Here is a 24614-nt window from a genome sequence, read left to right on the forward strand (position 1 = left end):
CCGGGCGAACACCTCATTCGGGTCGCGCCCGGCAAGCAACTGGTCCAGAAGTTCTTTCTCGATAGCCATGTGATGATTCTCTCCTTTCCATCATCATGGCCTCGCGCACAGAATTCCTGACAGTCCCGTCATCGGTGGTTCCTTCGAATCAGGTTGGTGTCAGCAACCCGACCCTAACGGAAGAACATCGATGACCACCGCTGCGCCGCTCGCTCGCTACGGCGCCATTGAGGGCGCGCTCGCGAGCGGCTTCGCTACCGCCGAACTACACCACTTCGCGGACACGACCGACGAACAGCGTGGAAATCGATTCCGATCCGTAAGGTCGATATGCTCGAAGCGGAAATGCGGAAACGCTTCCAACTGCTCGAGCCGAGCTCGCTTCAGGTTAATGTCATAGTAGCCATTCATCGAATCGAGACCGACTACCTGCCGACCATCAGCAGGCAGCCTACGGCATAGATGAACACCTAGAACCCGGCTGCCCCCGTGATCAGAATCGGTCTGTTTGATGTCACGGCATATTCCTCACGTTAATCTCTGCCCAGTTCAAAGGGTCATTCCACCTCGCGTCCATTTATCCGAAGCCGCATCATCAGAATGATCGATGAAAATCCCGCTGTGGAGATCCATAACCCAGCATCACCTTTCGCTCAGGCAAGCCATGCTCCCGGCGTACTTGAAGGCACCAGCGGCGGACCAGGATCTTGATGAGGCTCCTCTTCCGGCAGGGTCCTCCAAATGGGAAGACGTGCCCGACTATGCTCTCGATCATGGCGGGCCCGTCCTGCGCTCCTATCGGCCTCTGCCAGCCGGGTTTGCGGAAATCGGCATCGGTCCTCACCTGGAGACCGCCGTAAGGCAATACCCGCATAAGATCGCACTACATGACGGCGTCAACGGACTCTCCTATTCGGCGCTCGGCACTGCCGTCGAGATCCTCTCCCGCCGAATCGCGACAGCCGTTGCCCAAGGCAGCCCAGTCGGAATCTGCCAGCCATATTCCGTCTGGAGCATTGTTGCGATGCTCGCAACAGTCGCCGCCGGGCGGATCTCAATTCCCCTCAACGCAAGAGACCCCAGCCCCCGGATCCAGGAGATTGTGTCCGCGGCCAAGCTCTCGGCTATGCTGGGCATGGGGGACAGGCCCCGCGACCTGCCGGCCGATGTCCAATGGATCGACATGGCCGCGAGTGCGGCCTCGGAGTCCTATTTGTCCGCCCCGCCCCTTCCCTCGCCTTGTGTCGATAAGGCGGCGATCGTTCTCTATACGTCCGGCAGCACCGGGCGTCCCAAAGGCATCGTCAACAGCGAGCGCAGCCTGCTCAGGCGAGTGCAACAATATGTCGACGCATGTCACATCAATTCCGAGGACGTCTTTCTGCCCCTGACGGGTCTGGCCACGATAGCCGGCTGCCGAGAGATTTTGACGGCCATCCTCACCGGCGCCACCCTGCACCTCGTCGAACTGGAAGCGACCGGCCTGCGTGGCGTTCGCGCCAGGATGCGCGACGAGGGCGTGACGGTCATCTACCTCGTGCCCGCCTTGCTGCGCACGCTCATGGCAGACGCCCCCGAGGGTACGTTCAGGTCGCTGAGGGTGGTCCGCGTCGGGGGTGAAAAGGTGCTTTGGACCGACATCGCCCTTTTGCGCCAAGCCGTCCCCCAGCAGTGCGTGATCCAGATCGGCTATTCGTCTACGGAAACGACAGGCTCCCAGTGGTTTTTGCCGTCAGAACAGTCGAATACGGAGGCGGACGCGCCGGTCGGACGCCTTTTGCCGGGCATCGCATTCGCGATCGTGGATGAGGAAGGACAACCCGTCCCATCCGGTGAGACCGGAGAGCTGGTGATCAAGAGCCCTTACGTCCTGCTTGGGCATTGGGAAAACGGCGCCGTCCTGCCTGCCGAAGCAGACCCTGACGATCCGGGCAAACGGATCTTTCCGACCGGTGATCTCGTCCGATTGGACAGCCAGGGTCTGTTGAGGATCATCGGCCGAAAGGGGCGGCAGATAAAGATCAATGGCCGACGGATCGAGCCAGCCGAGCTCGAACGGGTGATGCGATCGGCCTCGTCGGTCCAGGACGCCGTGGCCATCGTGACCGAGGCAACCGAGCTTATCGCATTCGCGGTACCGAACGATTCCGCCGGTCCGGACTTTGTGGATGGCCTGCGCCAGCTGATCGCAAACACGCTGCCCTCGCCCTTGCGACCCCTGCGGCTTCACCGCGTGGGCGAAATTCCCCGCCTGAGCAGCGGAAAGATAGACCTCGCGAAACTGGGCAAGATGGATCTGTTGGCCAGAAAGCCGGCCACCACCGCCGATCCGCCAAGTCCCGGCAGCGACCTCAAAGTGCGTCAGGTGGTGCAGAAGGCCTGGAGCAAGGTTCTCAACACGCGAGCAGCCGCAGGCAGGTGGGACGAGGCAGGAGGAGATTCGCTCAAGCTGTTGCACTGCGTGATGGAGATAGAAAACCTCATCGGCCAGGAACTCGGGCTTGAGAGCTTCACCGTAGGGATGAGCGCGGACGAAATGGTCACGGCAGTGGCCGCCGCGCAAGCAACCGCCTCGGGCAAAGCCGCGCCGGACCATAACCCGCCGCTTCTTTTCCTGTTTCCCGGGTCGGTCGGCTACGGACCGAGCCTTGCCGCCTTCGCCTCCGCCATGGGCAAGACGGCCAAGGTCATGCCCATTCGATATCCAGGCCTGGCACTGATCCTTAAAGGGCAGAATGATTTGGCGAGCATGGCGGATGCGGCGGTCCAACAGGTCAACCGAGCGCAGCCGTCGGGCCATGTCAGGCTTCTTGGCCACTCGCTTGGCGGAGCAGTTGCCCTGGAAGTCGCTCTGCGCCTCCTCAAGGCGGGACGATCGGTGAAGTTCGTCGGTATCCTCGATACAAGCCTCGAGGGCGAACGCAGCCGCCGCTGGGAGACAATCGCCCGCACGGCGCGTCGGCTCCGGTCCAACCGCATCTCGTTCCACCGCGTCGCTTGCCGAGCCCTGGCGAAGATCGCGGTGAGAACAGGTTATGAAACGCGTCTCGCTCGCGCGATCGACCACTACACCGACGGCCAGTTCAACGGCGCGTGCTTCCGGATCAAGCTGGAATTGCAGGAAGTCTTGCGGGCCCAGGCCTTTTTCCGCTGGTTGGAGCAACCCAAGGCGCCGCTTCCCATTCAAGGCACTTTGTTTCGCTGTGCTCGCCCAGGCATGTCACGCGCCATCGGCTGGGATCGCGTGTTCTGCGATCTGCAGGTGATTTCGATCGTCGGCACCCATATCGATCTTGTCGTCGAGCCGCATGTGGCGACGAACCGTCCGCTGATCGAAAAGGCCGTCCTGCAAACCTATACACCTGCCGAATCCCTGCGCTTGGAGGGCCAGGCTGCGTGATCTCGAGATTCACCAAGGATGTGCTGGCGTTGGATGCCGCCGCTGAGGCAGAGCGCATCGTGACGGCGACACGTGAACAGGTACTGGTCACGCTTCGGCGGCGCGGGGTGGTGGTTGGGCTGTCGGGCGGCATCGATAGTTCCGTCGTCGCATCGTTGTGCGTGCGTGCCTTCGGCAGGGACAAGGTGCTGGGAATCTTCATGCCGGAGCGCGATTCCTCCGGAGACTCGCTCAGGCTCGGACGTGTCGTCGCAGCCCAGCTCGGCATCGACACTCTGGTGGAAGACATTGCGCCGGCGCTCGATGCCATCGGCGCCTATCGCCGGCAGTCCGAGGCCATCCGCTCCGTCGTTCCGGACTACGATCGAGGGTGGAAATGCAAGCTTGTGCTTACTCCGGTCCTGAAGAGCCAAGGGCTCAACATCACCCGGCTCACGGTTGAAGATCCCGATGGCAACATCAACACGGTTCGGCTGTCCACGGCAGCCTACCTGCAGATCGTTGCGGCTACCAACTACAAGCAGCGCATCCGCAAGATGACCGAATATTACCACGCGGATCGCCTTGGCTATGCGGTAGCTGGAACGCCCAACCGGCTCGAATTCGACCAGGGCTTCTTCGTCAAGCAAGGCGACGGCATCGCCGACGTGATGCCGATCGTGCACCTCTACAAAACCCAGGTTTACCAGCTGGCGGAATATCTCGGCGTGGATGAAGAAATCCGGCGCAGGCCGCCGACCACCGACACGTTCTCCATGGCGCAGAGCCAGGAGGAGTTCTATTTCGCGCTGCCCTACCACCTGACCGATCTATGCCTCTATGGCGTGAACCACGGAGTGTGTGCGGACGAGGTGGCGGCCGCTGCGGGCCTCACCGGCGGCCAGGTCGAGAAGGTCTTCAAGGATATCGAAGCCAAGCGTCGGGCCGCGCGCTATCTGCATGCCCGGCCCTTGCCGTCCGTGCCGATGGACCTGGACTGACCCCGATGTGCGGGATCGCCGGAATATTGGCGCTGAATGCCACCGCTGAACCGCCTTCGCGCGAAGCCCTGTTGCGCATGGCTGGTGCGCTTGCGCATCGCGGCCCCGACGAGCGGGGCCTGTACCGGGACAGACGTGCAGGGCTGGCGCATGCCCGTCTGTCGGTCGTCGATCTTCAGCTTGGGCAACAGCCCCTTGCCGACGCCAGTGGCCTGACGTGGATCGTCTTCAACGGCGAGATTTTCAACTACCTCGAACTGCGCGACAGGCTGATCGTTCTCGGTCATCGGTTCCACACTCGCAGCGATACCGAAGTCGTCCTGCACGCCTATCAGCAGTGGGGCGAGGCCGTCTTCGAGCGCATGAACGGCCAATGGGCGCTGGCAATCTGGGACGCCGTTGCCGGTCGGCTGGTATTGTCGCGCGATCGCTACGGCATTTGCCCGCTGCATTTGTGCGAGCATGGCGGACGCCTATTCTTTGCCAGCGAAGTCAAAGCGATTTTCGCGGCCGACGTCGCGATACCGCGCACATTCGATCCGGCAGGCATCGACCAGATATTCACCATGTGGACGGTTGTCGTTCCGCAGAATGTCTTCCAGGGCATCCGGGAGCTCCCGCCTGGACATGTTCGCGTCTATGAGAACGGGGCGGCGCGCGAACATGCATTCTGGCAACCGCGCTTTCCGCAAATCCCTGGTCCGGACCCAGACCGGTTTAGCGGCTCCCTGGATGAGGCGGTCGAGGAGGTCGGCCTCGCGCTCGAAGCCGCGACGGCCTTGCGGATCGTACAGGCCGATGTGCCTGTCGGCTGCTATCTGTCCGGGGGGCTCGACAGCTCCCTTGTCGCCACTCTGGGAAGACGCTTCGCCGGCCAGCGTTTCCAGACCTTCTCCCTGCGCTTTGCGGATGCCGAATATGACGAGACCCGTTTCCAGCGGCTTGTTGCCGCCCAAACCGGAAGCGAGCACCACGAGGTGGTCGTCTCGCGCAGCGATATCGCCGAGGTCTTTCCCGAGGTGATCCGACATACCGAGCGGCCGATCCTCAGGACCGCCCCGGCACCGCTGTTCCTGCTGTCGGGCTTGGTGCGCAAACACGGCATCAAGGTGGTGCTGACCGGGGAAGGCGCCGACGAGATGTTTGCCGGCTACGACCTGTTCCGCGAAGGAAAGGTGCGCCGCTTCTGGGGACGTCAGCCTGCCTCGACCAGACGCGCCGGGCTGCTCGAGCGCCTCTATCCCTACCTCTCGCGTTCACCGGTTCGCCAGCAGGCATTGGCGAGGCAGTTTTTCGGCCGCAACATTCATGCCCATGACATGCCGGGCTTTGCGCATGAGACGCGCTGGCGCACGACCAGCGCGATCAAACGGCTGTTCTGCCCCGATATGCGCGCCGCCTCGCAACGCCGCGATGCGGTGAGCGAGCTGCTTTCGACATTGCCGGCCGAATTCCCGCAGTGGAGTGCCCTCGCCCAAGACCAGTATCTGGAAATCCGGACTTTGATGTCGGGCTATCTGCTCTCGTCGCAAGGGGACAGGATGCTTATGGCCCATTCCGTCGAGGGCCGCTTCCCGTTCCTGGATGACAACGTCATTGCCCTGGCGAATGCGCTTCCCGACGCCTACAAGCTTCGGGGGCTCGACGAGAAACACGTGCTGAAACGCGTCGCCGCACCGATTCTGCCGCCGCAGATCGTTGCCCGAACGAAGCAGCCCTACCGGGCGCCGAATGCGCTGAGTTTCTTCGCCGCGGACGCCCCGGCATACATTCGTGACGCATTGTCCGAGGCGGCATTGCGGACAGCGGGCGTATTCGATGCCTCATCGGTTGAGGGTTTGGTCGGGAAATGCCGAGCCAGAGCTGGCGACGGCGACATGTCGAATTCCGACAACATGGCCCTGGTGGGCGTGCTGTCGACGCAGCTCCTGCATCAGCAATTTGTCGCAACCCGTCCAGTCGGCGCGACAAGGCCGGATCTCAGCATCGATGTCGACTACGAGCGTCGGGAAAGAGAGCTCGCATGATGCATGGTGCCGTACCGCTCCTGCACGACTATCTGATCCACTCCGCCGGACGGCTCGCCGACAAGGTGGCGCTGGTTTGCAGCGGACAACGCCTCACCTACGGCGAGATCGACGAGCGCTCCAACGGGATGGCGCAATCCCTGGCATCAGGCGGCGTGCAACGCGGCGACCGCGTGATGATCTTCGCCGACAACACGGTCGAGACGGTTGTCAGCTTCTGGGCGGTGCTGAAGGCAAACGCGGTCGTTTGCCTCGTCAACCCGCTCACGAAAAGCGAAAAGCTCGATTACCTTCTGAATGATTGCCGGCCGACGGCGCTGATCACCGACCAGCACCTGCGCTCGGCCTTCGTTGCACCAGCGCAGAACTGCCGCTCCCTGCGAAAGGTGATCGTATCGGGGCCGATCGATGACGACGAACTCACCCGCCTGCCGCACGGGGTGCGCTGGGACGCGGCTGCTAAAAGAACTGCCGCCGCTCCGGCGCGCAATTCGATCGACATCGATCTTGCCGCCATCATCTACACCTCAGGGTCCACCGGCGAGCCCAAAGGCGTGATGCTGACGCACCGCAACATGACGGCGGCATGCACATCGATAGCATCCTATCTGGAACTCCGCGAGGATGACGTCATCCTCAACGTCCTGCCGCTCGCCTTCGACTACGGCCTCTATCAGATGCTGATGGCGTTCCGTACCGGCGCCCGCCTTGTCCTCGAACGATCCTTCGCTTTCCCGGCGCAGATTCTTGAGGTGATCAAGGAAGAGAGGGTCACGGGCTTTCCCGGCGTGCCCACCATCTTTGCCTCGCTTTCGGAGCTCAAGTCACTGAAGGATCACGACTTCTCGAGCATCCGCTACGTCACCAACACCGCAGCCGCCTTGTCACTGAAGCAGATCAACATGCTGAAGGAGATATTTTCGGACGCTCGGATCTATTCGATGTACGGTCTTACCGAGTGCAAGCGCTGCACCTATCTGCCGCCGGAAGATCTCGAGCGAAAGCCTTTGAGCGTCGGGATCGCGATCCCGAACACGGAAATGTGGCTCGTCGACGAGAACGACAAACGGGTCGAGCCGGGTACCGTCGGACAACTGGTTATCCGTGGCGCCACGGTGATGAAGGGCTACTGGGGCAAGCCGGAAGCGACCGCTAGAAAACTGAAGCCCGGCCCCTTGCCCGGCGAGCAGGTCCTCTACACCGGCGACTACTGCCGCATGGACGCCGACGGCTATCTCTACTTCATCGGCCGCGGCGACGAGATCATAAAATCCCGGGGCGAGAAGGTTGCGCCGAAGGAAGTTGAAAACGTGCTGGTGAATATTCCGGGCGTCAAGGAGGCCGCCGTTGTCGGCGTGCCTGACGAGCTTCTGGGCCAGGCGGTCAAGGCGTTCGTCGTGATCGAGCAAGGACGCATTGTCGGCGAAAGGCAGTTGCAGATGGAATGCCAGAAGCGGCTTGAAAGCTTCATGGTCCCGAAATCCATCGTCATCGTGCCCAGCCTGCCCATGACGGATACCGGAAAACTCAAGAAGGTGGCTCTTTCGTAGTGCCTGTTGGACGGCGCCGACTGCATTTTGTCTCTTTGGAGGGTGGATTAGATGGATTCGATTTTGGCAACGAGGCCCGCGGGCGACATCTACACGAAACAAATTCGCGATTTCCTGGCTTCGAACTTCTACATCGCCGACGTGAAATCTCTGAGCACCACGCAATCGCTGCTCGATCAGGGCATCGTCGACTCTACGGGGGTGCTCGAGGTCATCGGCTTCATCGAAGAGACCTTTGGCATCACCGTCGAGGACAGTGAGCTTCTGCCGGAGAACCTCGATTCCATCCAGGGCATTGCGCAATTCATCGCCCGCAAGCGGGGATGAAGCTCCGATCCGCCAATTTCTCAGGGCTGCCGCTTTGCGTATCCGATCACGACGCGCGCCTCGCCGGCGAGATTGGTGACGACGCCGATATTGTCGTAGGCCCAGCTGCGCTCCAGCAGGCTTGCAACTTGGCGATCCTGGCCGAGGCCGACCTCGAATAGCAGTGCGCCGCCCGGCCGCAGATACCGCGCGGCATCTTTCACCACGCGCATGTGGATGGCGATGCCATAGGGCCCGGCCGCAAAAGCCTCACGCGGCTCGAGCGCAAGCAGATGCGAACGATCGCCTTCAAGCCGCTTCTCAGAGATGTAGGGCGGATTGCACACCACGACGTCGATGGTGGCCGGGGGCAGCAAAGCAGACAGCGCTTCGAACAAATCGCCCTTTAGGACGAGCACCCGATCGGCCAGCCCATGGTGGAGGACATTGCGGCTCGCCAGCTCGGCACAGGCATCGGTAACATCGCTGGCCCAGACCCGCGCGCTCGGAACATGACGGGCGATGGCACAAGCGAGATTGCCGGCGCCGCAGCACATGTCGACAACGCGTGGCGCCGGCAGGTTCATTTGGTGCAGGACATCGAGCGCGGTCGAGCCCAACAGCTCCGTCTCCGGTCTCGGAACGAGCGCACCGGAAGCGACAAGCATTTCCATTCCCATGAAGACCGCGCTGCCTCTGCTATAGGCGTCCGCGACGTTGATGTCCTCGCTCAAGATTTGTCTCCACGGCGAGATCGAGCGTTCGTCGATTGTGCGGAAGCGATAGCGCTATTGTGCTGCCGCGCTTTCCAGCTCGTTGCTGAATCTGACCTCGATCGTATCTCCTGGCGCCACCTCGGCGTCCTCGTCCGTCGCCTGCTTGCGCCACTGCCCGTCGATCTTGCGGATGATCGTCAGCTGGGCCCGCACGGTCTCGCCGGCAATCGACAACGGCGCGGCAGTCGCGCCCTGGGGCTGCAATTTCTGACTGGCTGCGCGAAGTCTTGCGCTGATGTCGGCCAGCCGGACCTCGGTGTCGCGCAGTTCGTTCAGCAGGCCGATCCGCCTCTGGTTCTCGTTTCGCTCGAGCTGCCTGGCGAAATCGTCCTGCAGGCGTCGCGTCCGCATGAGCTCGACGGATGTTTCCAGGGCCCGGGTGGACGATAGAAGGACTGCACGCCGGACGTCGGCGAGCCTGTTGTTCGTCAGGTTGCCGGCTTTGAACAGCCTCGTCACCTGCGCAAGGTCCTCCTCGTCGGCCTTCACGCCATCGGCTTCGTCCTGCGCGCGCTTGATCAGTGCTTCGACCTGTGCTGCGGCGTCCCTGGCGCCCTTCTCCACAAAGCTCTGCTCTTGTTGATAGTTGTCCAGCGAGAGCTTCAGCGCTTCTGCTTCAGTCTTCGCTACGCCGGCCGCGAGCGCCGGAGTAAGGGGGGATCCCTGTGGGGGCTGCATGTCGAAATTGGCTTGCTTCTGGAGTTCCGCGCGCAGCCGGGCGCTGTGGAAGTAGTCCCTGGTATATTCCCCCCAGATCATCTCATAGTCGCGCCGCAGATCCGTCGGGTCTGGTCCGACTTGGTTGCTTCGCGACCGCAAGAGGCTGAAGCCGCCGGCCACCGCAATCGCCTGCCGCACGGTCATCAGCGGGCGAAAAGCCTGCTGTCCCGGGGTCAGCACATCGCCGGTCACATAGATCGGACGGTACTCAGCGATGATCGCCGTGACGTCGCTCGGTCTTACAACCGCCATCTGCTCGCGGCCGTCGGCCATGCGCATGTGAAAGATCTTGGTCGGCAAGATCGCCTGCAGGCGCGTTTGCAATTCCGGCGAAGTCAGGCCGCCGACCGATATCGTGCCCGCATCGGGGAGCACGATCGTGCCATCCATCTGGACCACCGCACGCTGTGTCCGGCCCGGAATGGAGGTTATCCCGATTTCGACAGTGTCTCCGGGCGAAATCCGATAAGCAGCCGATAGATCGCCCGCAAAGGCCATGGGCAGGGTGGCCAGCACGGCAACCGCCGTGAGCAAGAAGCGGCTAAGGTTTACCATTGGCGACAAGCTCCTTCGGGTTCTCCTGTTGGGCCCAATCGAGACGGGCGACAAAGTCGTAAACCGGCCCGCCCGGTACGCCCCAGTTGCTTGACCAGATAACCTGCGACCCGTCCGGAGAAGGCGAGGCATGGGTCTCGCTCCAATAGTCGGAGGGAGGATTGCGCGTTTGCACGATGCGCCGAACGGCGCCGCTGCCGTCGATGCGAAGCGCGATCACCTCGCGCGCATAGGGGGCCCATCCCGGATTGGCGGAAACCTGGTCCGGATTGCCGCCATAGCTCAGGAACGCCCAGTCGCTCCTAGCCAGAGCGCGGGTCGATGCATGCTCCGCCTGGCCATAGGCGGTAAGTGATGTCACCTTCCCATCCGACAGCCTGCGTTTGATTATCTGGAACTTGTCGGGCCCGGACTTGCTGATGCCGACATAGACCTCGTTGCCATCTTCGTCGACCGTCAGATCGCCGTGACCGGGCCGGTGATGGTCCGTCCATCTCTGCCGCAAGCCCCCGTCAACGGCGAAAATGGCTCTTTGTTCTGTGCCGTCCATGAGATTTTGGAAACACAGGATGTACGCTGCGAGTGGCGAGATGGTGCAGGAACTGGTCGTTCCAGGAACTTGAGCAAGATCGATGTCCGGGAATTTCCCGCGCCGATCCAGATCGTAGGCAAAGACAACCTTCGCGCCATCCTTGCGGACTGCGCGCACCGCGATGCGGCTGCCGTCCCGACTAGGATTGCCTTTCGAGGGGCCGAATTGCAGGTCGCGATACGCTGTGGACGTGAACAGGACTTGTTCCTGGTTCGTCCGCGGTGCCCAGGTCGAAATCGCCCGGTTGTGAACGCAGATCATCAGCTCGGGATTGCGAGGATGCCACTCGCATTCCCCGCCTCTGTTGCGGTGAAACAGCGCCACATAAGTGTGCCCGTCGAGAAAGCACATTCCATTGCAGCCGTTGTCGAGGAGCAGCAACGTCTGGTCAGCGTTCCAGGCTTGCGCACTTGAATAACGGTGGCTGCAATATTTGGGCCCGCAGACAACGCCGTTTCCAAGGCTTCCGGGCTTGGTGATGCGAACGAAGCTGGTGCCGAATGCCGGGTCGGTCGCGGGACGAAGGTAGTCGGGCAGATCCATCGCCACCGGCGCCACGAATCCGGTGGACGCGTTGCTTCCCTGACCGCCGGCCGTCCGCAGGTTGAGGAGCGCGGCAGCGCAAACCATGAGCAATGCGGCAGCGACCGGGGTGAGCCTCATGTCATGTAGCCCATCTCTTGACGTACGAGCCCTTCACTGAGGCGTTTGCGCCACCACGCAATGGTTCGGCTCAGGCCTTCGCGCAGACTGGTCTGTGCCTTCCATCCCGTTGCCGTCTCGAGCCGCGACGAATTTGCCAACAGCGCCCGGACCTCGGAATTTTGCGGCCGCAGCCGGCTTTCGTCGCGATGCACCGGCTTGTTCGAACCGCTCAGCTCAAGCACCAGGTCCAGCACGTCCGATATGGTGACCGCGCGCTGGCTTCCGGCATTGTACGCATGCCCGAATTCGAGTTCAGCCGAGCCCGCGGCGAGGAAAGCCGCCGCGGTGTCTTCGACGAAGGTGAGGTCGCGGACCGGGCTGGTATCTCCCACCATGATGGCCGCGCATTTAGGATCGAGGGCCTGCCTGATGATCGTCGGCACGATCGCTCGTTCGCTTTGGCGCGGTCCGAATGTGTTGAATGGACGAAGCACAACGACAGGCACGTCGAAGGATCGAGCGTAGGACTCCGCCATCATGTCGGCTCCGATCTTGGAGGCCGAGTATGGCGACTGCCCCTGCAGCGGATGGGATTCGCTGATGGGCATGGTCAGGGCGGTGCCATAAACCTCGCTGGTTGAGGTGTGCACCACGCGCTCGATGTCCCACTGGCGCGCCGCTTCGAGCACATTGAGCGTGCCCATCACGTTCGTCTCTACATAGGATTGAGCAGCGGCGTATGAGTACGGAATGGCGATCAGTGCCGCGAGATGAAAAACGACGGCCTGGCCAGCTACGATCCTGTTCACGAATCCGCTGTCGCGAACGTCGCCGCGGACCAGCTTCAGCTGATTTCGGATGCCGTCCGGCAGATCATCCAGCCACCCGTGACTGTCGAACGAATTGTAGAGGGCCAAAGCAGTTACGTCCGCGCCGCCGCGAACCAGCGCCTCGGTCAGATGCGACCCGATGAACCCGTCCGCGCCGGTGACCAGAACTCTTTTTCCCTGATAGGTCATGACCACACAATCCCCGGACCGCTTTCAAGCATCGCCTGAGTGCGCCGAAGCCATGCCAAGGACAATGAAAACACCTCGAACGACAAGGACCGCGTCGGAGATGATGGTCCGGCGACCATAGTAGGAAAGATCGATTCTGGCTTTTGCCGGAAACAGCACTTCCTTGTAGAACGTGGCCGGCTCGACATCGCGAGGGTAGAAAAGGTCCTCGCGGCGGAACATGATCTGAGCAGGACCGAACAAGCCCGGCTTGTATTGCAGGACAGCTTCGTAGCCGTCCCTGAAACACTCGGCGAAAGGCAGACTCTCAGGGCGCGGGCCGACTAGGGCCATTTCGCCCTTCAGGACGTTCCACAACTGCGGCAGTTCGTCGAACTTGCTGAGAGCTAGAAACCTGCCCACCATCGTCATCCGGTCGTCATTGGCAAGGGTCAGCGCAGGGCCTCCCGCATCGCAACGGGGATCGAATTTTCGGAACTTGTACATGTGGAAAAGCCGTCCGCCGGCACCTATGCGGGGCTGAACAAAGACGACGGGGCGGCCGCCTTCCAGCAGCAGTGCTGTTGCGATCAGGAGCATCAGCGGCGACAGGGCAATGAGCCCTGCGGATGCGGCGATGATATCCATGGCGCGCCTGCCAAGTCCGTGGCGGACACGTGCCATACCAAGCTGGTGAATGGGGATGTCGAATGCGTTCATGCGGCTGTCCCGGCCCGAGAACCGCTGTCGAGAGCCGACGCCAGCGCATCCACCACTGCCTCCGCGACCGGAGATGTTATCTGGGGATGCAGCGGAATGGTCAGTTCACGGTCGGCGAAAGACTCCGTGCGCGGCAGGTGAACCCCGGGAAAGAGTTCCCGATACAGGGTCATTTGATGCACAGGCGGATAGTGAATTGTGGTCTGTATGCCCTGCGCGCGCAGCTCGTCGATGACGTCTTGCCTGTTGACATAGCGGGGCAAGAGGATCGGCATGATGTGATATGCGGAGGTGCGCGGTTCCGCAAATGGCATCGAGATGGTCGGGCAGCGCATGGCGATAAGACGCCTGTACAGCACGACAAGGATGCGTCTGACCTCATTCCACTCCTGCAAATTGCGAAGCTGAACCAGGCCGATGGCAGCCCGCATCTCATCCATGCGGTAGTTGAAGCCGAGCATCGTCACGTCATATTGCGGTGTGCGGCTGTTCAGTCTCTGGCGCGTTCCAGTGGTCATGCCATGCGCACGCGCCTGGCGAATCTTCTCCCGCAAGTCGGGATCTCGCGTGATGACCACGCCGCCTTCCGCGGTGGTCATGTTCTTGTTGCCGTAGAAACTGAACGCCGCTCCGGCACCGAAGGTCCCTACCTCCTTCAAACCAGGGGCGTGTGCGGCGTCCTCGATGATGTAGAGACCCCGCACGCTGGCGAAGGTCTGCCACTCCTCCTTGTTGGCGAGGTAGCCTGCGAAATGGACCAGGATCACCGCTCTGGTGCGCGACGTGCAGCGCGCCTCTGCCTCTGCAACCGACATCAGCGGAACGTCGTCGGATTCAATATCGACAAAGACCGGCTTGGCGCCGACATACAACACCGCGTTCGCGGTCGCAACGAAGGTCAGGGAAGGCACCAGGACCTCGTCACCGGGCCCGATGCCGAGTCCGTAAAGAATGAGGTGAAGGGCGGCAGTGCAGGAACTGACCGCGACGCAATCGTCGGCGCCGTGCACCGCGGCAAATGCCGCTTCAAACGCCCGAACCCGCTCGCCCATGGTCAGCCAGCCGCTGTCGATCACTTTCGACAAGGCGGCCTTCTCTGGAACACCCAGCACGGGTGCGCTAACCAAGAGCATCCCAACCTCCCGGTGATCGTCTGCTTCTGTCTCCACGAGCTGCTTCAGGCTGCTGCGGCGGCGACCTCTATGGACGCCGACTGCTCCTCCCAGGAGACCGCCTGCGCCTTCTGAAAATCTTCGACGCGGCCGATATCCAGCCAGAGCCCTTCATGCTTATAAACGTGCACGACCTGTCCATCTTGAAGCATTTGCAGCATCAGATCGTCGAATCCGAACGGGATGCCGGACGGGATAAAGCGCAGAACATCGGGATTCATGCAGTAGATCCCCATGCTTACCAAATGCGTCAGCGAGGGCTTTTCACGGAAAACCTGGACAGTGTCGTTGACCTCGTCGATGACGCCGAAGTCCATCTTGGTGACGCGTGAAGCAGTCGCGATTGTAACCAGGTCGCTGTGGGCACGGTGCGCCGCCACAAACCGACTGAGGCTCAAGTCGGTAAGCACGTCGCCGTTGAGGACGAGAAAGGGTTCGTCCAGTTCCTCTCTGATCAAGGAGAGTGGGCCTATAGTCCCAAGCGGTTCCATTTCTTGCGTGTAACGGATCTTGACGTTCCACTGGGAACCATCACCGCAGACGCTGCGGATGAGGTGGCCTAGGTAGCCCGTCGTGACATATACGTTTTCGATGCCGTTTCGCCGCAGCCATTTCAGCAGCAACTCAAGCACAGGCCGGGCACCGATCGGCATCAGAGGCTTCGGCAGAACCGAGGTGAATGGCCGAAGGCGCATGCCCATTCCACCACATTGAATAACCGCTTTCATACGATCCTCCCGGCCCATATGGCCGACACAGGCTAATAATCAGGTCAGCGTCCGAAGCTCACGTCCGGCCGCGTTGATTGGCTGTGACCCAAGGGGTCGCTGCACGTGCTCCGGATTGGGCGGAAAATACGCTCCGGCTGCAGACGTGTCGTCGTGCGTTCGAATGGCGCTGTCCTGGGGACGGGCCGGACGGCAAGGCGCGGCCACATCGCTCACGCAGGCACGGATGCAACGGCGTGCCTGGCAGGGGACCAAGGTCCGACTTGCATCATGGTAAACGCATAGTAGCCTCTTCGGTCCAGCCAGGTGCATTAGAAGGTCGGAATTCTTGTTGGGTTTCAGCTGCCGGACGGGGTGCGCATCTTCACATTCAGAATAGCGTTCTGGATGTTTGCCGTTCGTCCCAGGCCGAAAGTGGTGTGCGTTGGGGTGAAATGTACAAGATCGTCATCGCCGATGATCACGGACTGTACAGGCGTGGCTTACGGTTGGCGTTGACCGCCGCCATCGAAGGCGTCGAAATCTTTGAGGCAACATGCTTCGATGCGGTGGTTGGCCTCCTTGCCGAACACAAGCCCATCAGCCTCGCGATGCTCGATCTCAACATGCCGGGGCTCTTCTCGCAAGAAGTGCTTAGCGACGTTTTGGCTGCTTACCCGGACACGCGATTTGCAATTGTTTCTGGCAACGATTCACGATCCGAAATCATAACCGCCCTCTCGGTTGGGCTGCACGGCTACATTGTGAAATCGCAGCCTGACGAGGAAGTCGTGCTGGCCGTGAAGGAGATCCTATCGGGTCGAATCTACGTGCCAGCGCTTCTGTCCCGGACCTCTGCAAGCCACGAGCAGGCGCTTGAAATTCCGCACGGGAACAGCACCGGCGCAGGCGCTCTGGGAAAGCTAACATCGCGACAAAAGGATGTTTTGAGGCTGATGGCCGAGGGCTATTCGAATAAGGAGATCGCTCGAGATCTCGATATCGCCGAGGCCACTACGAAGATCCACGCCGCCGCGATCATGCGGGTGTTGGGGGTTCGAAATCGGACCGAGGCGGCAATTTTGATCAAGAACTGGCTGGGAACAATGTGAGCTAAAGCGAGTCGCGCTGAGAACGGATCAGGCGATGCGCTTTGTTGATGCCTGTCGTTGTCTCGAACCGCTGCGCACCTCTGAGCGACCTGCATTAGTCCTGGATCTCATTCGGCGACAGCCGAAGAGAATACCGAAGCCCGTCCTCTCCCATTTCCAATTTCGAAGAATGACCCACAATGGGTGTTCCATCGGTCCCCAGAACCATGGATCCAAAACCTTGGCGCTTGATCGGAGCAGTGGGTCGGCCTCCCGTTTCGATCCAGTCGAATTCAATCTCGTCGCCGGTTCCGCCTGAAACGACGGTCCATCGCACCTTTACCTTGCCCTGCGCGTGGCCGAGCACCCCGTGCTTGATCGAGTTGGTGGCAAGTTCGTGGACGATCATTGCAAAACTCTCGGCCGCTCCGCTTGATATCTTGATCTCGGGGCCCGTGACGGACGTCTTGCCTGCTTGTGAGAAGGGCCGCAGTTCCTGAAGGACGAGCTCACGAATGGTGGGCGACGCGTCAGCGCTGTCCGTGAGCAGCCTATGCGTCGCCTCGAGGGCGCGAATTCGTTCGACGAGCATGTTCTTGAATTCGGCGACGTTGCCATCCGGCGCCTTGATCATCTTCACTATGGCGATGATAACGGCGAACAAGTTGCTGAACCTGTGGCGCTGTTCAAGCATCAGCCGCTCTTGCTTTCTTGCCGCCGCACGCAGCAGTGTCGTTTGCCGACGCGCCGTCAAATCCGCTGCGATGCCAATCCGCTGATTGCGGCCGCCGTGGCTTTCCTCGCGTCCCCTCAAGGCAATCCAACGGATCTGGCCGCCTGGTCGCTTGATACGGATCTCCACGTCATAGCTGGCCGCAAAATGACGCTTCCGCGGGGGCGATGCGAGCTTTCCCCAGTCCGCCTGGTGAACGATATCTGAGAGCGCGTCCAGGGGACGGAGCGCAGCTGGTGGCAACCCCAAAATCTCCCAGAACTGGCTCGAACCCGAGACGACTTGATCGTCATAATCTATTCGCCACGTGCCCAGCCGGCCGGCGGACAGCGCGAGGTCGAGCCATTCCTTCTGAGCCACGAGTGCTTCGCGAGCAGATCGCCGGGTGGTGATGTCGTCGACGACCACAAACAGACTGTCCAAGGGAACAGCATCCGGAGCGGACCAAGAAAGCAAGAGCCGGGTCCACAGCGTGCTGCCATCCTTTCTGATCATGCGCATTTCCGAGCTGAAAGAGGGCGTCTCGACGCTCAACCCCGCGAGCGATTTTGTGAACAAGTCGCGATCGTCGTGATGGACAAGCGTATCGATCTGCCGGCCGGCGAGTTCGCCTTCGGGATAACCCAACATGGCGCAGAGGCACCTGTTCGACTGCAGCAGCTCACCTGTGTCGTTGGCGGTCGCGAAACCCATCTCGGCTCGCTCAAAAGCCCGACGATAACGTGACTCGGCAGCCTCGACGGCAGCGAGCTTGACGTCGAGCGCCGCACGCAAGCTTCGCCTCGAACGGTCGAAAAGAAAACTGATCATCCCGCCGGAAAGCAAAAGCAGGACGGCGCGTACCCAATCATCGGCCACAGCGTGGCCATTCATGACTCCGCGGGCACCCAACCCGGCGGCCGCCATCACAAGCGTTGCTGCTACCCCAGACCAACGGTTCTCAAGGAAAGCCACGACGACTATTGCCGGAATGAATTCGAGAAAGCCTGGGTCAGCGGCACCTGTCAGGGAAACCCTTACCTCAAAGAGCAGCGTAGCGATCAGAACGGTCAGGGACGCCAGATGAGTTCGCGGCAGGATGGACCTCCTTCGGCAAACCTCATCCAACCTAACTACAACTTCCGGCCTAGCCCGTCGAGCTTAGACCGTCGGGCACGCGACTAGTACGTCTGCTCGCTTTCACACCCCAAAACCAAGAGCTTATAAAATACTGGCAACCAACGTCCCGACTGCGACGTCCCAAGCATGAAGCCAACGAGGATGGATGACCAATGAACCTGGTCAATCGACTGAACGAACCGAGATTCGTCGCGCGACCTGGCACGATATCGGCAGGGTCGCCGAGAGCCTACGCGCGAGGCTCTGACCGCAAACCCGTGCGGCCGACCCCGGCCAGCAACTGCGAGCGACCGGGCCTCGACTCAATAACCGGCATGCTCGAACGCATGGGCTGTGGCTGGCTTGTGCTGAGCGAGTCGAAAAGGCTGCTCAAATGGAATGCGGCCGCTGAAACCATCCTTGCGGGCTGTGACGATTCTCATGATCCGCCCAGCGATCTATCAGCGGCGCTGAGGAGCTTGATAGCTGGCGTGCCTACGCATTTTGTGCCCGGATCGTTGTCTTGGATCGTAATCCGCAACGCTGGAGACCGGCCGGTTATCCTCGACGAAGAAGGCGTGGTCACGCCTGACAGGTCGATTATCCTAGCACTTCTCGATCGTCAGGCGAGAAACGGACCGAACCCACAGACGTTGCAGAAAATGTTTGGATTGACGGGTGCGGAGACCCATCTGGCGTTGCGCCTGGCGAGAGGCGATGCCCCCTTGGAAATTGCCGAGCGGACTCGGCTCAGCCGGACCACCATCCGTACACAGCTTGCATCGCTATTTGCCAAGACGGAGACGAGGCGGCAGGCCGAACTGGTAGCGCTTCTGGGGCGGATCTCGGTGCTGCCGTAGCACCTCAACCCATCCCGACCTCCTGCAGCGCAATTGCGGGCCGCCGGCCTCGGCGAGTGCGCGTCAGCGCCTGCGGGTCTGCAACGCGCCGAGTTTCGGGCGTATCCTGAACAGATATTCCAGCATGTACTGGTTTGCGATCCTCATGACTGACGGTCGAAGGATCTGCATTGCGTCTCGCATTGTCGTTCGCCAGGATTGATGCCGGAATCTGGCAGGGATGCGGGCCACCTGCAGCGCACGCAAAAGAGTCTCCGGGCTGGGGAGACCGTTCCTATCCTCGATAAGATCCCAATTGAGTTCTTTGACCGCAAGAGTGACCTCGTCCACGTCCTCGTAGCTCTTGGTCGTCGTGATGCTCGGATGGCGTGTCGCATCGTAGAAGATCAGGCCTTCATTGATGGCGATCATCTCTCCGTGCCGGGCCAGGTCGACAAAGAACAACTGATCGACGCCCGCCGGGATCGACTTATGGGCACGCATCCGGCATCCGGCCTGAATTACGGCGCTGTTGATCAAGAGCGTCGACGGTATGATGCCCAGGCTCCTTGTCATGCGCACCAGATACAGGTCCGTCAGGCACTGCTGGCTCGAATAGAGCGAAACCCGATCTTGCTCGGGTGGATCCGAGCGCATCACTACCCGGCTCTCCTCAACAACACGCGCCGCGCACGTCATGAAAGCTGCTGAGGGATATCTGGTTGAAATTTCGGCAAACCTCTTCAGGGCTCCCGGAGCCAACCAGTCGTCGTCATGCAACAACTTGATCCACTTACCCATGCAGGCAAGCATTGCGTTGTTGGTGTTCTCCACCTGCCCTCTACCCCTACGGTTTTCCAAAATTCGGATGCGAGGGTCCTTTCGCGCGTATTCTTCCAAGATGGGCCAACTCGAGCCCTCGCTTCCTTCGTCGTCGCTGACGACAAGTTCCCAGTTGGAAAAATCCTGTCCAACGATACTGTCGATGGTGCGTCGGATGGTGTCTGGCCGGCGAAATGTTGGCACGGCAACCGAGATGAACGGGCGCATTGTCGAAGCATCGGCAGAATGGGCAACATTGTTCACATCGCGGGGACCTAGGCGCCACAGATTTGTCTTACCTTCATCGTGGGCCACGGACTCCGCGGAGCGCATAGTTCGCTCGGCGCGCGTGTCGCTACTCGATTGGAGCTTCATGGTGCTCTTTCCTTGCGATCGTATATAAGCTCGGCAATGTTGCCCGTGCCGGTTCGGCATCCCGCTTCAGAAGGTACAGCGAGGCTGCAGTCTTGAGGGCAAAGCCGACCGTCCCGCCGGCGGCCATGAGATAGATGACGTCGATAGGCTCCCAACCCGCTTTGGCGCCGGCGAGCAGGGGACCAAAGACGAGCACCATGCGCGCGGCGTCGACGGCGAGTCGCACTTCCTGCCGCCGCAGCAGAGCAGGAACCTCGCTGAGAGGCGTCGACAATGCCTGCACGGCGCCCATGAATGCCAATGCGGTGATGATCTGTGCGGTCGGCATCCAGGCCTGACCCAGGACGGGGACGACGAGGTAAGGAGCTGCCAGCCCAAGCACCAAAATCGGGAATGCGGTAAGGCCAGCAGCAAGAATCAGGAGACCCCGCGCGATGGCAAGCATATGGCCATGATTGCTGTTCTTATTGGCCTCGGCGACAAAGACGTTGCTCAGCGGCGTGGCGATCAGCACGATAGGTCCGGTCACGAGCCGTGCGGCGACGCCGAGGTAACCAGCGACAGCTGCGCCGAACAAGGAACCGACCAGAATCGCCGGAAGATTGTTGATGGCATAGCTGCCAAGGGTTGCGGGAATATCGAACAATGGGAATTTGTATTCCCTTCTGGCCTTGTCGAAGACGCTGTTCCATGGCGCTCGATAGATGCCGCGCACGTCGCCCCAATTCAGAATGCGAAAGCCTAGGAAGGCGAGAAAGACGAACTGGCTGAGGATATGCGCATGCACCATGGCTTCACCACCGAGACGGGCGAAGCCAAAGGCCAATTGCAGCAGGGCCATGGTTGCCGGCAGGATCAGACGGCCGACGGCGAAATCGCGCAACAGACCCGCACGCAACGCCCAGCAATTCATCGTTTCAACGAGCGCCGCGCCGCTCATCCCGATCGGAACGAGCCAGACCAGGTGCCTCAGTTGGGGAGGCGCAACGCTTAAAAGCAACTGCCCGGTCGCAAAGGTCAGGACGCCGGTGACCAACACAGCCAGCAGAATGAGCTTGACGGTGACATAGGTCTGCCCGGCCTCCTTGACTCCGTAGAGCGAGGGTTCGAAGCGCAGGGCTGCGACCGCGCCGAGTATGTTGACCGCCGAAAGATAGATCGTGAAGAGGCCGAAATCTGCCGGAGAATAGAGCCGGGCCAGTATGGGAATGGTGGCGACCAGGATGAGTTGCCCCGTGATCGCCATTGCCGATACGCCACCCGCCGCGCGGATGACCTTGCCGATTGGGCTTGCTGTTACCCGAACACTCCTGGATCTCAGAAAGTCGCTGTGGGACATTGGCTCGCGATTCCGAGAAGCAGCTGACGACGGGACACGGAGCTTACGGTGGGTGCCGGACCTCGCCATCATTCACCTGAATGAGATTGCGCATGCCTGGGCGACCGGCCGCCCCGGCTACGCTATGGTTCACGGGCTCCCAGGCTGACCATCCGCTTCGGAGTCGGGCGCCTCACTGTCGCCGTTGCAAATTCGTTGCCAGACTGCATTTGGCGATGATTGCGCGTTCAACATCCTGGGCGCTTCTTGCAGTGGCCCCTTGAGTGGAGGTCTCCACACAAATGAAGTCTCGACCAGACGCAGACAGTATTTCGCTTATCGTGTTGAAGACCCCGAAGGAACGCATGTTGACCTCGAAATCGGCCTCGAAGAGCCGCTCCGCAGGGGGTTCGCGTTCTATTCGTTCGCGCAGACGCGTCGCCACCGTAGCTCGTGGCAACACAACTCTGATTGTCAGATCCGCGACAGGCAAATTGCTCAGCACGGTTTCGAGAGTGGCTTTGTCGGCGTTCCCGTTGAGAAGTGCCAGAGACCCGACTGCCTGAACATAGCCCTCGTCGAAGATTTGAATGTCTTCGATCGTCTCTGCGCGATCCCAAGCGTGCGACAGCTTCAATATATGCTGCCATATCCGGGCTCGCCAGATCGGCTTCTTCGGTGGGATTGCCTTGAGCAGCAACAGCGATTTCGACAGGTCCTCGCCGCCGTTTCGTGGGAAAAAAATGATTTTGGCCGTGGAAACCGTCGCCGACATGATCCTTGCCACAGACAGGAAAACGCCGAAGTCGAGGGTTCCGGACCTTACCCCCGGTCGGTAGCTGCGGACGACTTCTGCGCAGTATCCGCCCTCGCGCAATCGCCTTGCAAGGGCGTGGGCGAAGGTTGTTTTGCCCGAACCGGGCGGTCCGAAGAGCTCGACGATCAAGGTTTAAACTCGATCATGACAGGTCGCCGCAATGCTCAGGGCAACTTCGCGAATAACAAATCCGCGCTGTCGCCGAATTGATACTTGGCATGCCGCTTGAGATTGACCCCCGTAAGGACACTGCCGGTGGGAACCGAAATCGCGCCGTCCCTTTGAAGCAATTCCAAAACCGCGCGTGCGGTATTGCGCGGGGTCCTGCTCCAGCGAATGGCAAAAAGGATCGCATCCGCCCAATTCGTGAGGAACCTGGCTTCCGGTCCCGCAAGTCCGGGCGGGCCGTTTATGATGACCAGTCCGTACGCAGCCTGCAATTCGTCTCTGCATTCAAGGCTGTCGGCGCGCGCAAGAAGCCTAAGCAGATCCTCGGACGGAGCAACGGTCATCAGGTCGACGCCAGCTTCAGGCATAGTAGCAACTGCATCCTCGAGACTGCAGCGGTTGCTGATGAAGTCGCCGAACGACCGGAGCGCTTTTGGCCCGCTGCGCTGGTGGAGGAATTCTTGGGTAAGTTGATGGTGCGCGCGTTCCAGATCGATCAGAAGGACAGGGCCGCCCAGCCGTGTGGCGGCTAATGCCAAGCTCCATGCAAGTTCATTCGCACCGTCTTCGCGCAGGCTCGAGGTGACAAAGATGGTATGTGGGGAACGCATCCTGGCTTGATTTGGCGCAGCCGCGACCAATAGTGACGTCACCGCCCGGCTGTAGGCGGATCTAGACTCCCCCAAGACCAATTCCCGCAGCTGCTTCATGTGCATCTTGCCTGGATCTGGAATTAGGCCAATGCAAGGGATTCTAAGCGCTGCTTCGGTCTCAACCTCACCACGCAGGGTACGATTGAAGCGATTTCGAACCAGCACGAAGACCGCACCAAGAATGGCGAACGCAACCATCCCCGGCGGCACCAGGAAAATCGGCGGCAAGGTCTGCGGTTTGGCCGGCGGCCATGCTGGCGAAAGGATGGAGACGCCAGCTGAGGGAGCTCCGATGCGCCTCATCAAATCCTGCTGGCGGCTCAGCAACTCGTTGTATCGCTGCGTGAGAAGACTGACCTGGGGCTCAAGCGCGCGCAGCCCGGAGAGCCGGGTAGCGGTGTCGGCTGCGACCGCATCGAGAACATTCTTGCGATCTTCCAGCGCGCCAACCTGAGCCCGATAGGTGTTCACCTCCGCCTCAACGCGCGCGACGCCTTGCTCGATCTCATTGGCGATGGCTGTGCTTAGATTCTTGTCCGCCGGCGCGCTGGCCTGACGAGCCGCAAGATCCGCCAACTCCGGCGTGCCCAGGGCATCGGCCAGCGAGGCGACCGGAGCGTTCTCTTTGCGAAGATCCTGGATGTGTTGAAGGCGCGATTCCATCGCCGCCAGATCGGCCTTGGACATGGATATCTGCTGGCTGAGATCGGCTCTCTCCCTGGCCGCGCTATCAGCCGAGCCTTGATCGACGGCGCCATGGCTCAGCCGGTATTTTTCCAACCGATCGGTCGCCGCAACGAGGTCGGTCTGCACGCGGGGCAGATTGGCGACGACTGCGTCGAGCTCCAGCCTGTCCTCGGCCTGCCGCTTTTTCGCGAGCTCGTCGACATAGACCTGGGCAAAAGTATTGGCCACCGTGGCGGCTCGCACCGGATCTTCATCCGCAAAAGCGACGGAGATGATCCTCGATCGCAGTTCCTGCCCAATCCTTGTCCTGTTCCTGAGCAGCTTCAGGTCGGAATCGACCGCCGCTTGCGCGCTTTGCGGCCAAAGCCGCTCGAGAATCCCCGCTGCAAATGCGCTTTTTGGTGCAGGGCCCGGGCCGGGCCTGGAAATCCCGGTTTTGGACGCGCCCTGCCCCGGCGTGCTGCCTTCCACCTTATGAAGCGCTGTCGCGACACGGCGCAGATGGCCCTGCGACGAGAGCATGGTGATGTGATCGTCGATGCTGGAATCGATGAGATCCTGTGCAGAAGAGCCGCCCGGTGCAAGCGAACTGCGTGCAGGCGGATCGATTATCAATTGGCTGGTAGCCTCAAACATCACGGGACGAACGAGGCCCACAAGTGCCGCGAGGACCCCTCCAACAACGGCAAAGGCAAGGATTGACCATTTTCTTCTCCCCAACGCCACTGCAAGCTGGCTCGATGCAGCTTGCGTGTCGGCGCGTTCACGTCGCGGCCGTATCCGCTCCCTGTTTTCAAGTAGCGGGGGCGTTGGTTGAGCGGCGGCTCGTGGGAGTCTAATGCGGCTGATGGCTGAACCTGCCATT

19 protein-coding genes are annotated in these 24614 nt (G+C 60.9%); 7 read left to right on the top strand and 12 right to left on the bottom strand.

Annotation, left to right across the window (positions count from 1 at the left end):
* Positions 1 to 607: 607 nt before the first annotated feature.
* The 5 genes from EN818_RS23400 to EN818_RS23420 are packed head-to-tail and all read left to right on the top strand — an operon-like array spanning position 608 to position 8284.
* Complete coding sequence (locus EN818_RS23400) at positions 608 to 3400, top strand: AMP-binding protein (protein ID WP_245518859.1); 2793 nt, start codon at positions 608 to 610, stop codon at positions 3398 to 3400.
* Positions 3397 to 4380: an NAD(+) synthase gene (nadE, locus tag EN818_RS23405; protein ID WP_245518860.1), complete on the top strand. Its 984-nt coding sequence runs from the start codon at positions 3397 to 3399 to the stop codon at positions 4378 to 4380. Before EN818_RS23400 ends, nadE begins: the two co-directional genes overlap by 4 nt.
* A 5-nt stretch (positions 4381 to 4385) precedes the next feature.
* Positions 4386 to 6407 carry an asparagine synthase (glutamine-hydrolyzing) gene (gene asnB, locus EN818_RS23410; RefSeq protein WP_135905432.1) on the top strand — a complete coding sequence of 674 codons (2022 nt, stop codon included), beginning with the start codon at positions 4386 to 4388 and terminating at the stop codon, positions 6405 to 6407.
* Positions 6404 to 7957, top strand: coding sequence for an AMP-binding protein (locus EN818_RS23415; protein ID WP_189523833.1), 1554 nt, complete (start codon positions 6404 to 6406; stop codon positions 7955 to 7957). The genes asnB and EN818_RS23415 overlap by 4 nt, the downstream gene beginning before the upstream one ends.
* Before the next feature lie 51 nt (positions 7958 to 8008).
* Entirely contained in the window at positions 8009 to 8284 is a 276-nt protein-coding gene (locus EN818_RS23420; RefSeq protein WP_176478413.1) for an acyl carrier protein, read from the top strand.
* A 20-nt stretch (positions 8285 to 8304) separates the two neighbouring features.
* Here the strand turns inward: EN818_RS23420 and EN818_RS23425 are convergent, their stop codons facing one another.
* The 7 genes from EN818_RS23425 to EN818_RS23455 are packed head-to-tail and all read right to left on the bottom strand — an operon-like array spanning position 8305 to position 15169.
* The gene (locus tag EN818_RS23425; RefSeq protein ID WP_135905434.1) at positions 8305 to 8997 is read right to left on the bottom strand and encodes a HemK/PrmC family methyltransferase; all 693 of its coding nucleotides are present in this window, start codon (positions 8995 to 8997) and stop codon (positions 8305 to 8307) included.
* A gap of 54 nt (positions 8998 to 9051) precedes the next feature.
* Positions 9052 to 10275: a polysaccharide biosynthesis/export family protein gene (locus tag EN818_RS23430; RefSeq protein ID WP_245518861.1), complete on the bottom strand. Its 1224-nt coding sequence runs from the start codon at positions 10273 to 10275 to the stop codon at positions 9052 to 9054.
* A 25-nt stretch (positions 10276 to 10300) separates the two neighbouring features.
* On the bottom strand, positions 10301 to 11569 hold the full coding sequence (locus EN818_RS23435) for a hypothetical protein (protein WP_135905436.1): 1269 nt from the start codon (positions 11567 to 11569) through the stop codon (positions 10301 to 10303).
* Complete coding sequence (locus EN818_RS23440; protein ID WP_135905438.1) at positions 11566 to 12570, bottom strand: SDR family NAD(P)-dependent oxidoreductase; 1005 nt, start codon at positions 12568 to 12570, stop codon at positions 11566 to 11568. The genes EN818_RS23435 and EN818_RS23440 overlap by 4 nt, the downstream gene beginning before the upstream one ends.
* Before the next feature lie 24 nt (positions 12571 to 12594).
* Positions 12595 to 13269, bottom strand: coding sequence for a sugar transferase (locus EN818_RS23445; protein WP_135905440.1), 675 nt, complete (start codon positions 13267 to 13269; stop codon positions 12595 to 12597).
* Positions 13266 to 14402 carry a DegT/DnrJ/EryC1/StrS aminotransferase family protein gene (locus tag EN818_RS23450; RefSeq protein WP_095807858.1) on the bottom strand — a complete coding sequence of 379 codons (1137 nt, stop codon included), beginning with the start codon at positions 14400 to 14402 and terminating at the stop codon, positions 13266 to 13268. The genes EN818_RS23445 and EN818_RS23450 overlap by 4 nt, the downstream gene beginning before the upstream one ends.
* Positions 14403 to 14446: 44 nt before the next feature.
* Positions 14447 to 15169: a sugar phosphate nucleotidyltransferase gene (locus EN818_RS23455; protein ID WP_095807894.1), complete on the bottom strand. Its 723-nt coding sequence runs from the start codon at positions 15167 to 15169 to the stop codon at positions 14447 to 14449.
* A 434-nt stretch (positions 15170 to 15603) separates the two neighbouring features.
* Between EN818_RS23455 and EN818_RS23460 the strand changes: the two genes are divergently transcribed.
* Complete coding sequence (locus EN818_RS23460; RefSeq protein WP_095807857.1) at positions 15604 to 16260, top strand: response regulator transcription factor; 657 nt, start codon at positions 15604 to 15606, stop codon at positions 16258 to 16260.
* Between the two features lie 94 nt (positions 16261 to 16354).
* Here the strand turns inward: EN818_RS23460 and EN818_RS23465 are convergent, their stop codons facing one another.
* Entirely contained in the window at positions 16355 to 18079 is a 1725-nt protein-coding gene (locus tag EN818_RS23465; RefSeq protein ID WP_135905442.1) for a PAS domain S-box protein, read from the bottom strand.
* Positions 18080 to 18405: 326 nt separating this feature from the next.
* Here EN818_RS23465 and EN818_RS23470 point away from each other — a divergent pair, with 326 nt between their 5' ends.
* Positions 18406 to 18930: a helix-turn-helix transcriptional regulator gene (locus EN818_RS23470; RefSeq protein ID WP_245420446.1), complete on the top strand. Its 525-nt coding sequence runs from the start codon at positions 18406 to 18408 to the stop codon at positions 18928 to 18930.
* Positions 18931 to 18993: 63 nt separating this feature from the next.
* Here EN818_RS23470 and EN818_RS23475 read toward each other — a convergent pair whose 3' ends face one another.
* The 4 genes from EN818_RS23475 to EN818_RS23490 all read right to left on the bottom strand — a co-directional run bounded on the left by EN818_RS23475 (position 18994) and on the right by EN818_RS23490 (position 24613).
* Positions 18994 to 20106 carry a glycosyltransferase family 2 protein gene (locus EN818_RS23475; RefSeq protein WP_245518862.1) on the bottom strand — a complete coding sequence of 371 codons (1113 nt, stop codon included), beginning with the start codon at positions 20104 to 20106 and terminating at the stop codon, positions 18994 to 18996.
* Positions 20087 to 21445: a lipopolysaccharide biosynthesis protein gene (locus EN818_RS23480; protein ID WP_135905444.1), complete on the bottom strand. Its 1359-nt coding sequence runs from the start codon at positions 21443 to 21445 to the stop codon at positions 20087 to 20089. The genes EN818_RS23475 and EN818_RS23480 overlap by 20 nt, the downstream gene beginning before the upstream one ends.
* A 172-nt stretch (positions 21446 to 21617) precedes the next feature.
* The gene (locus EN818_RS23485) at positions 21618 to 22370 is read right to left on the bottom strand and encodes an AAA family ATPase (RefSeq protein ID WP_135905447.1); all 753 of its coding nucleotides are present in this window, start codon (positions 22368 to 22370) and stop codon (positions 21618 to 21620) included.
* Positions 22371 to 22405: 35 nt separating this feature from the next.
* Positions 22406 to 24613 carry an exopolysaccharide transport family protein gene (locus tag EN818_RS23490; RefSeq protein ID WP_135905449.1) on the bottom strand — a complete coding sequence of 736 codons (2208 nt, stop codon included), beginning with the start codon at positions 24611 to 24613 and terminating at the stop codon, positions 22406 to 22408.
* Between the last annotated feature and the right edge of the window lies 1 nt (position 24614).

Origin of the sequence: Mesorhizobium sp. M3A.F.Ca.ET.175.01.1.1 (assembly GCF_004791945.1) — a bacterium.
Taxonomy (GTDB): Bacteria; Pseudomonadota; Alphaproteobacteria; order Rhizobiales; family Rhizobiaceae; genus Mesorhizobium.

Excerpts from the sequence above, each read along its gene's own strand:
- EN818_RS23400 (WP_245518859.1), top strand. The coding sequence starts at position 608 with ATGAAAATCCCGCTGTGGAGATCCATAACCCAGCATCACCTTTCGCTC.
- asnB (WP_135905432.1), top strand. The coding sequence starts at position 4,386 with ATGTGCGGGATCGCCGGAATATTGGCGCTGAATGCCACCGCTGAACCG.
- EN818_RS23415 (WP_189523833.1), top strand. The coding sequence starts at position 6,404 with ATGATGCATGGTGCCGTACCGCTCCTGCACGACTATCTGATCCACTCC.
- EN818_RS23420 (WP_176478413.1), top strand. The coding sequence starts at position 8,009 with ATGGATTCGATTTTGGCAACGAGGCCCGCGGGCGACATCTACACGAAA.
- EN818_RS23435 (WP_135905436.1), bottom strand. The coding sequence starts at position 11,569 with ATGAGGCTCACCCCGGTCGCTGCCGCATTGCTCATGGTTTGCGCTGCC.
- EN818_RS23440 (WP_135905438.1), bottom strand. The coding sequence starts at position 12,570 with ATGACCTATCAGGGAAAAAGAGTTCTGGTCACCGGCGCGGACGGGTTC.
- EN818_RS23445 (WP_135905440.1), bottom strand. The coding sequence starts at position 13,269 with ATGAACGCATTCGACATCCCCATTCACCAGCTTGGTATGGCACGTGTC.
- EN818_RS23450 (WP_095807858.1), bottom strand. The coding sequence starts at position 14,402 with ATGCTCTTGGTTAGCGCACCCGTGCTGGGTGTTCCAGAGAAGGCCGCC.
- EN818_RS23455 (WP_095807894.1), bottom strand. The coding sequence starts at position 15,169 with ATGAAAGCGGTTATTCAATGTGGTGGAATGGGCATGCGCCTTCGGCCA.
- EN818_RS23460 (WP_095807857.1), top strand. The coding sequence starts at position 15,604 with ATGTACAAGATCGTCATCGCCGATGATCACGGACTGTACAGGCGTGGC.
- EN818_RS23470 (WP_245420446.1), top strand. The coding sequence starts at position 18,406 with ATGCTCGAACGCATGGGCTGTGGCTGGCTTGTGCTGAGCGAGTCGAAA.
- EN818_RS23475 (WP_245518862.1), bottom strand. The coding sequence starts at position 20,106 with ATGAAGCTCCAATCGAGTAGCGACACGCGCGCCGAGCGAACTATGCGC.
- EN818_RS23480 (WP_135905444.1), bottom strand. The coding sequence starts at position 21,445 with ATGTCCCACAGCGACTTTCTGAGATCCAGGAGTGTTCGGGTAACAGCA.
- EN818_RS23490 (WP_135905449.1), bottom strand. The coding sequence starts at position 24,613 with ATGGCAGGTTCAGCCATCAGCCGCATTAGACTCCCACGAGCCGCCGCT.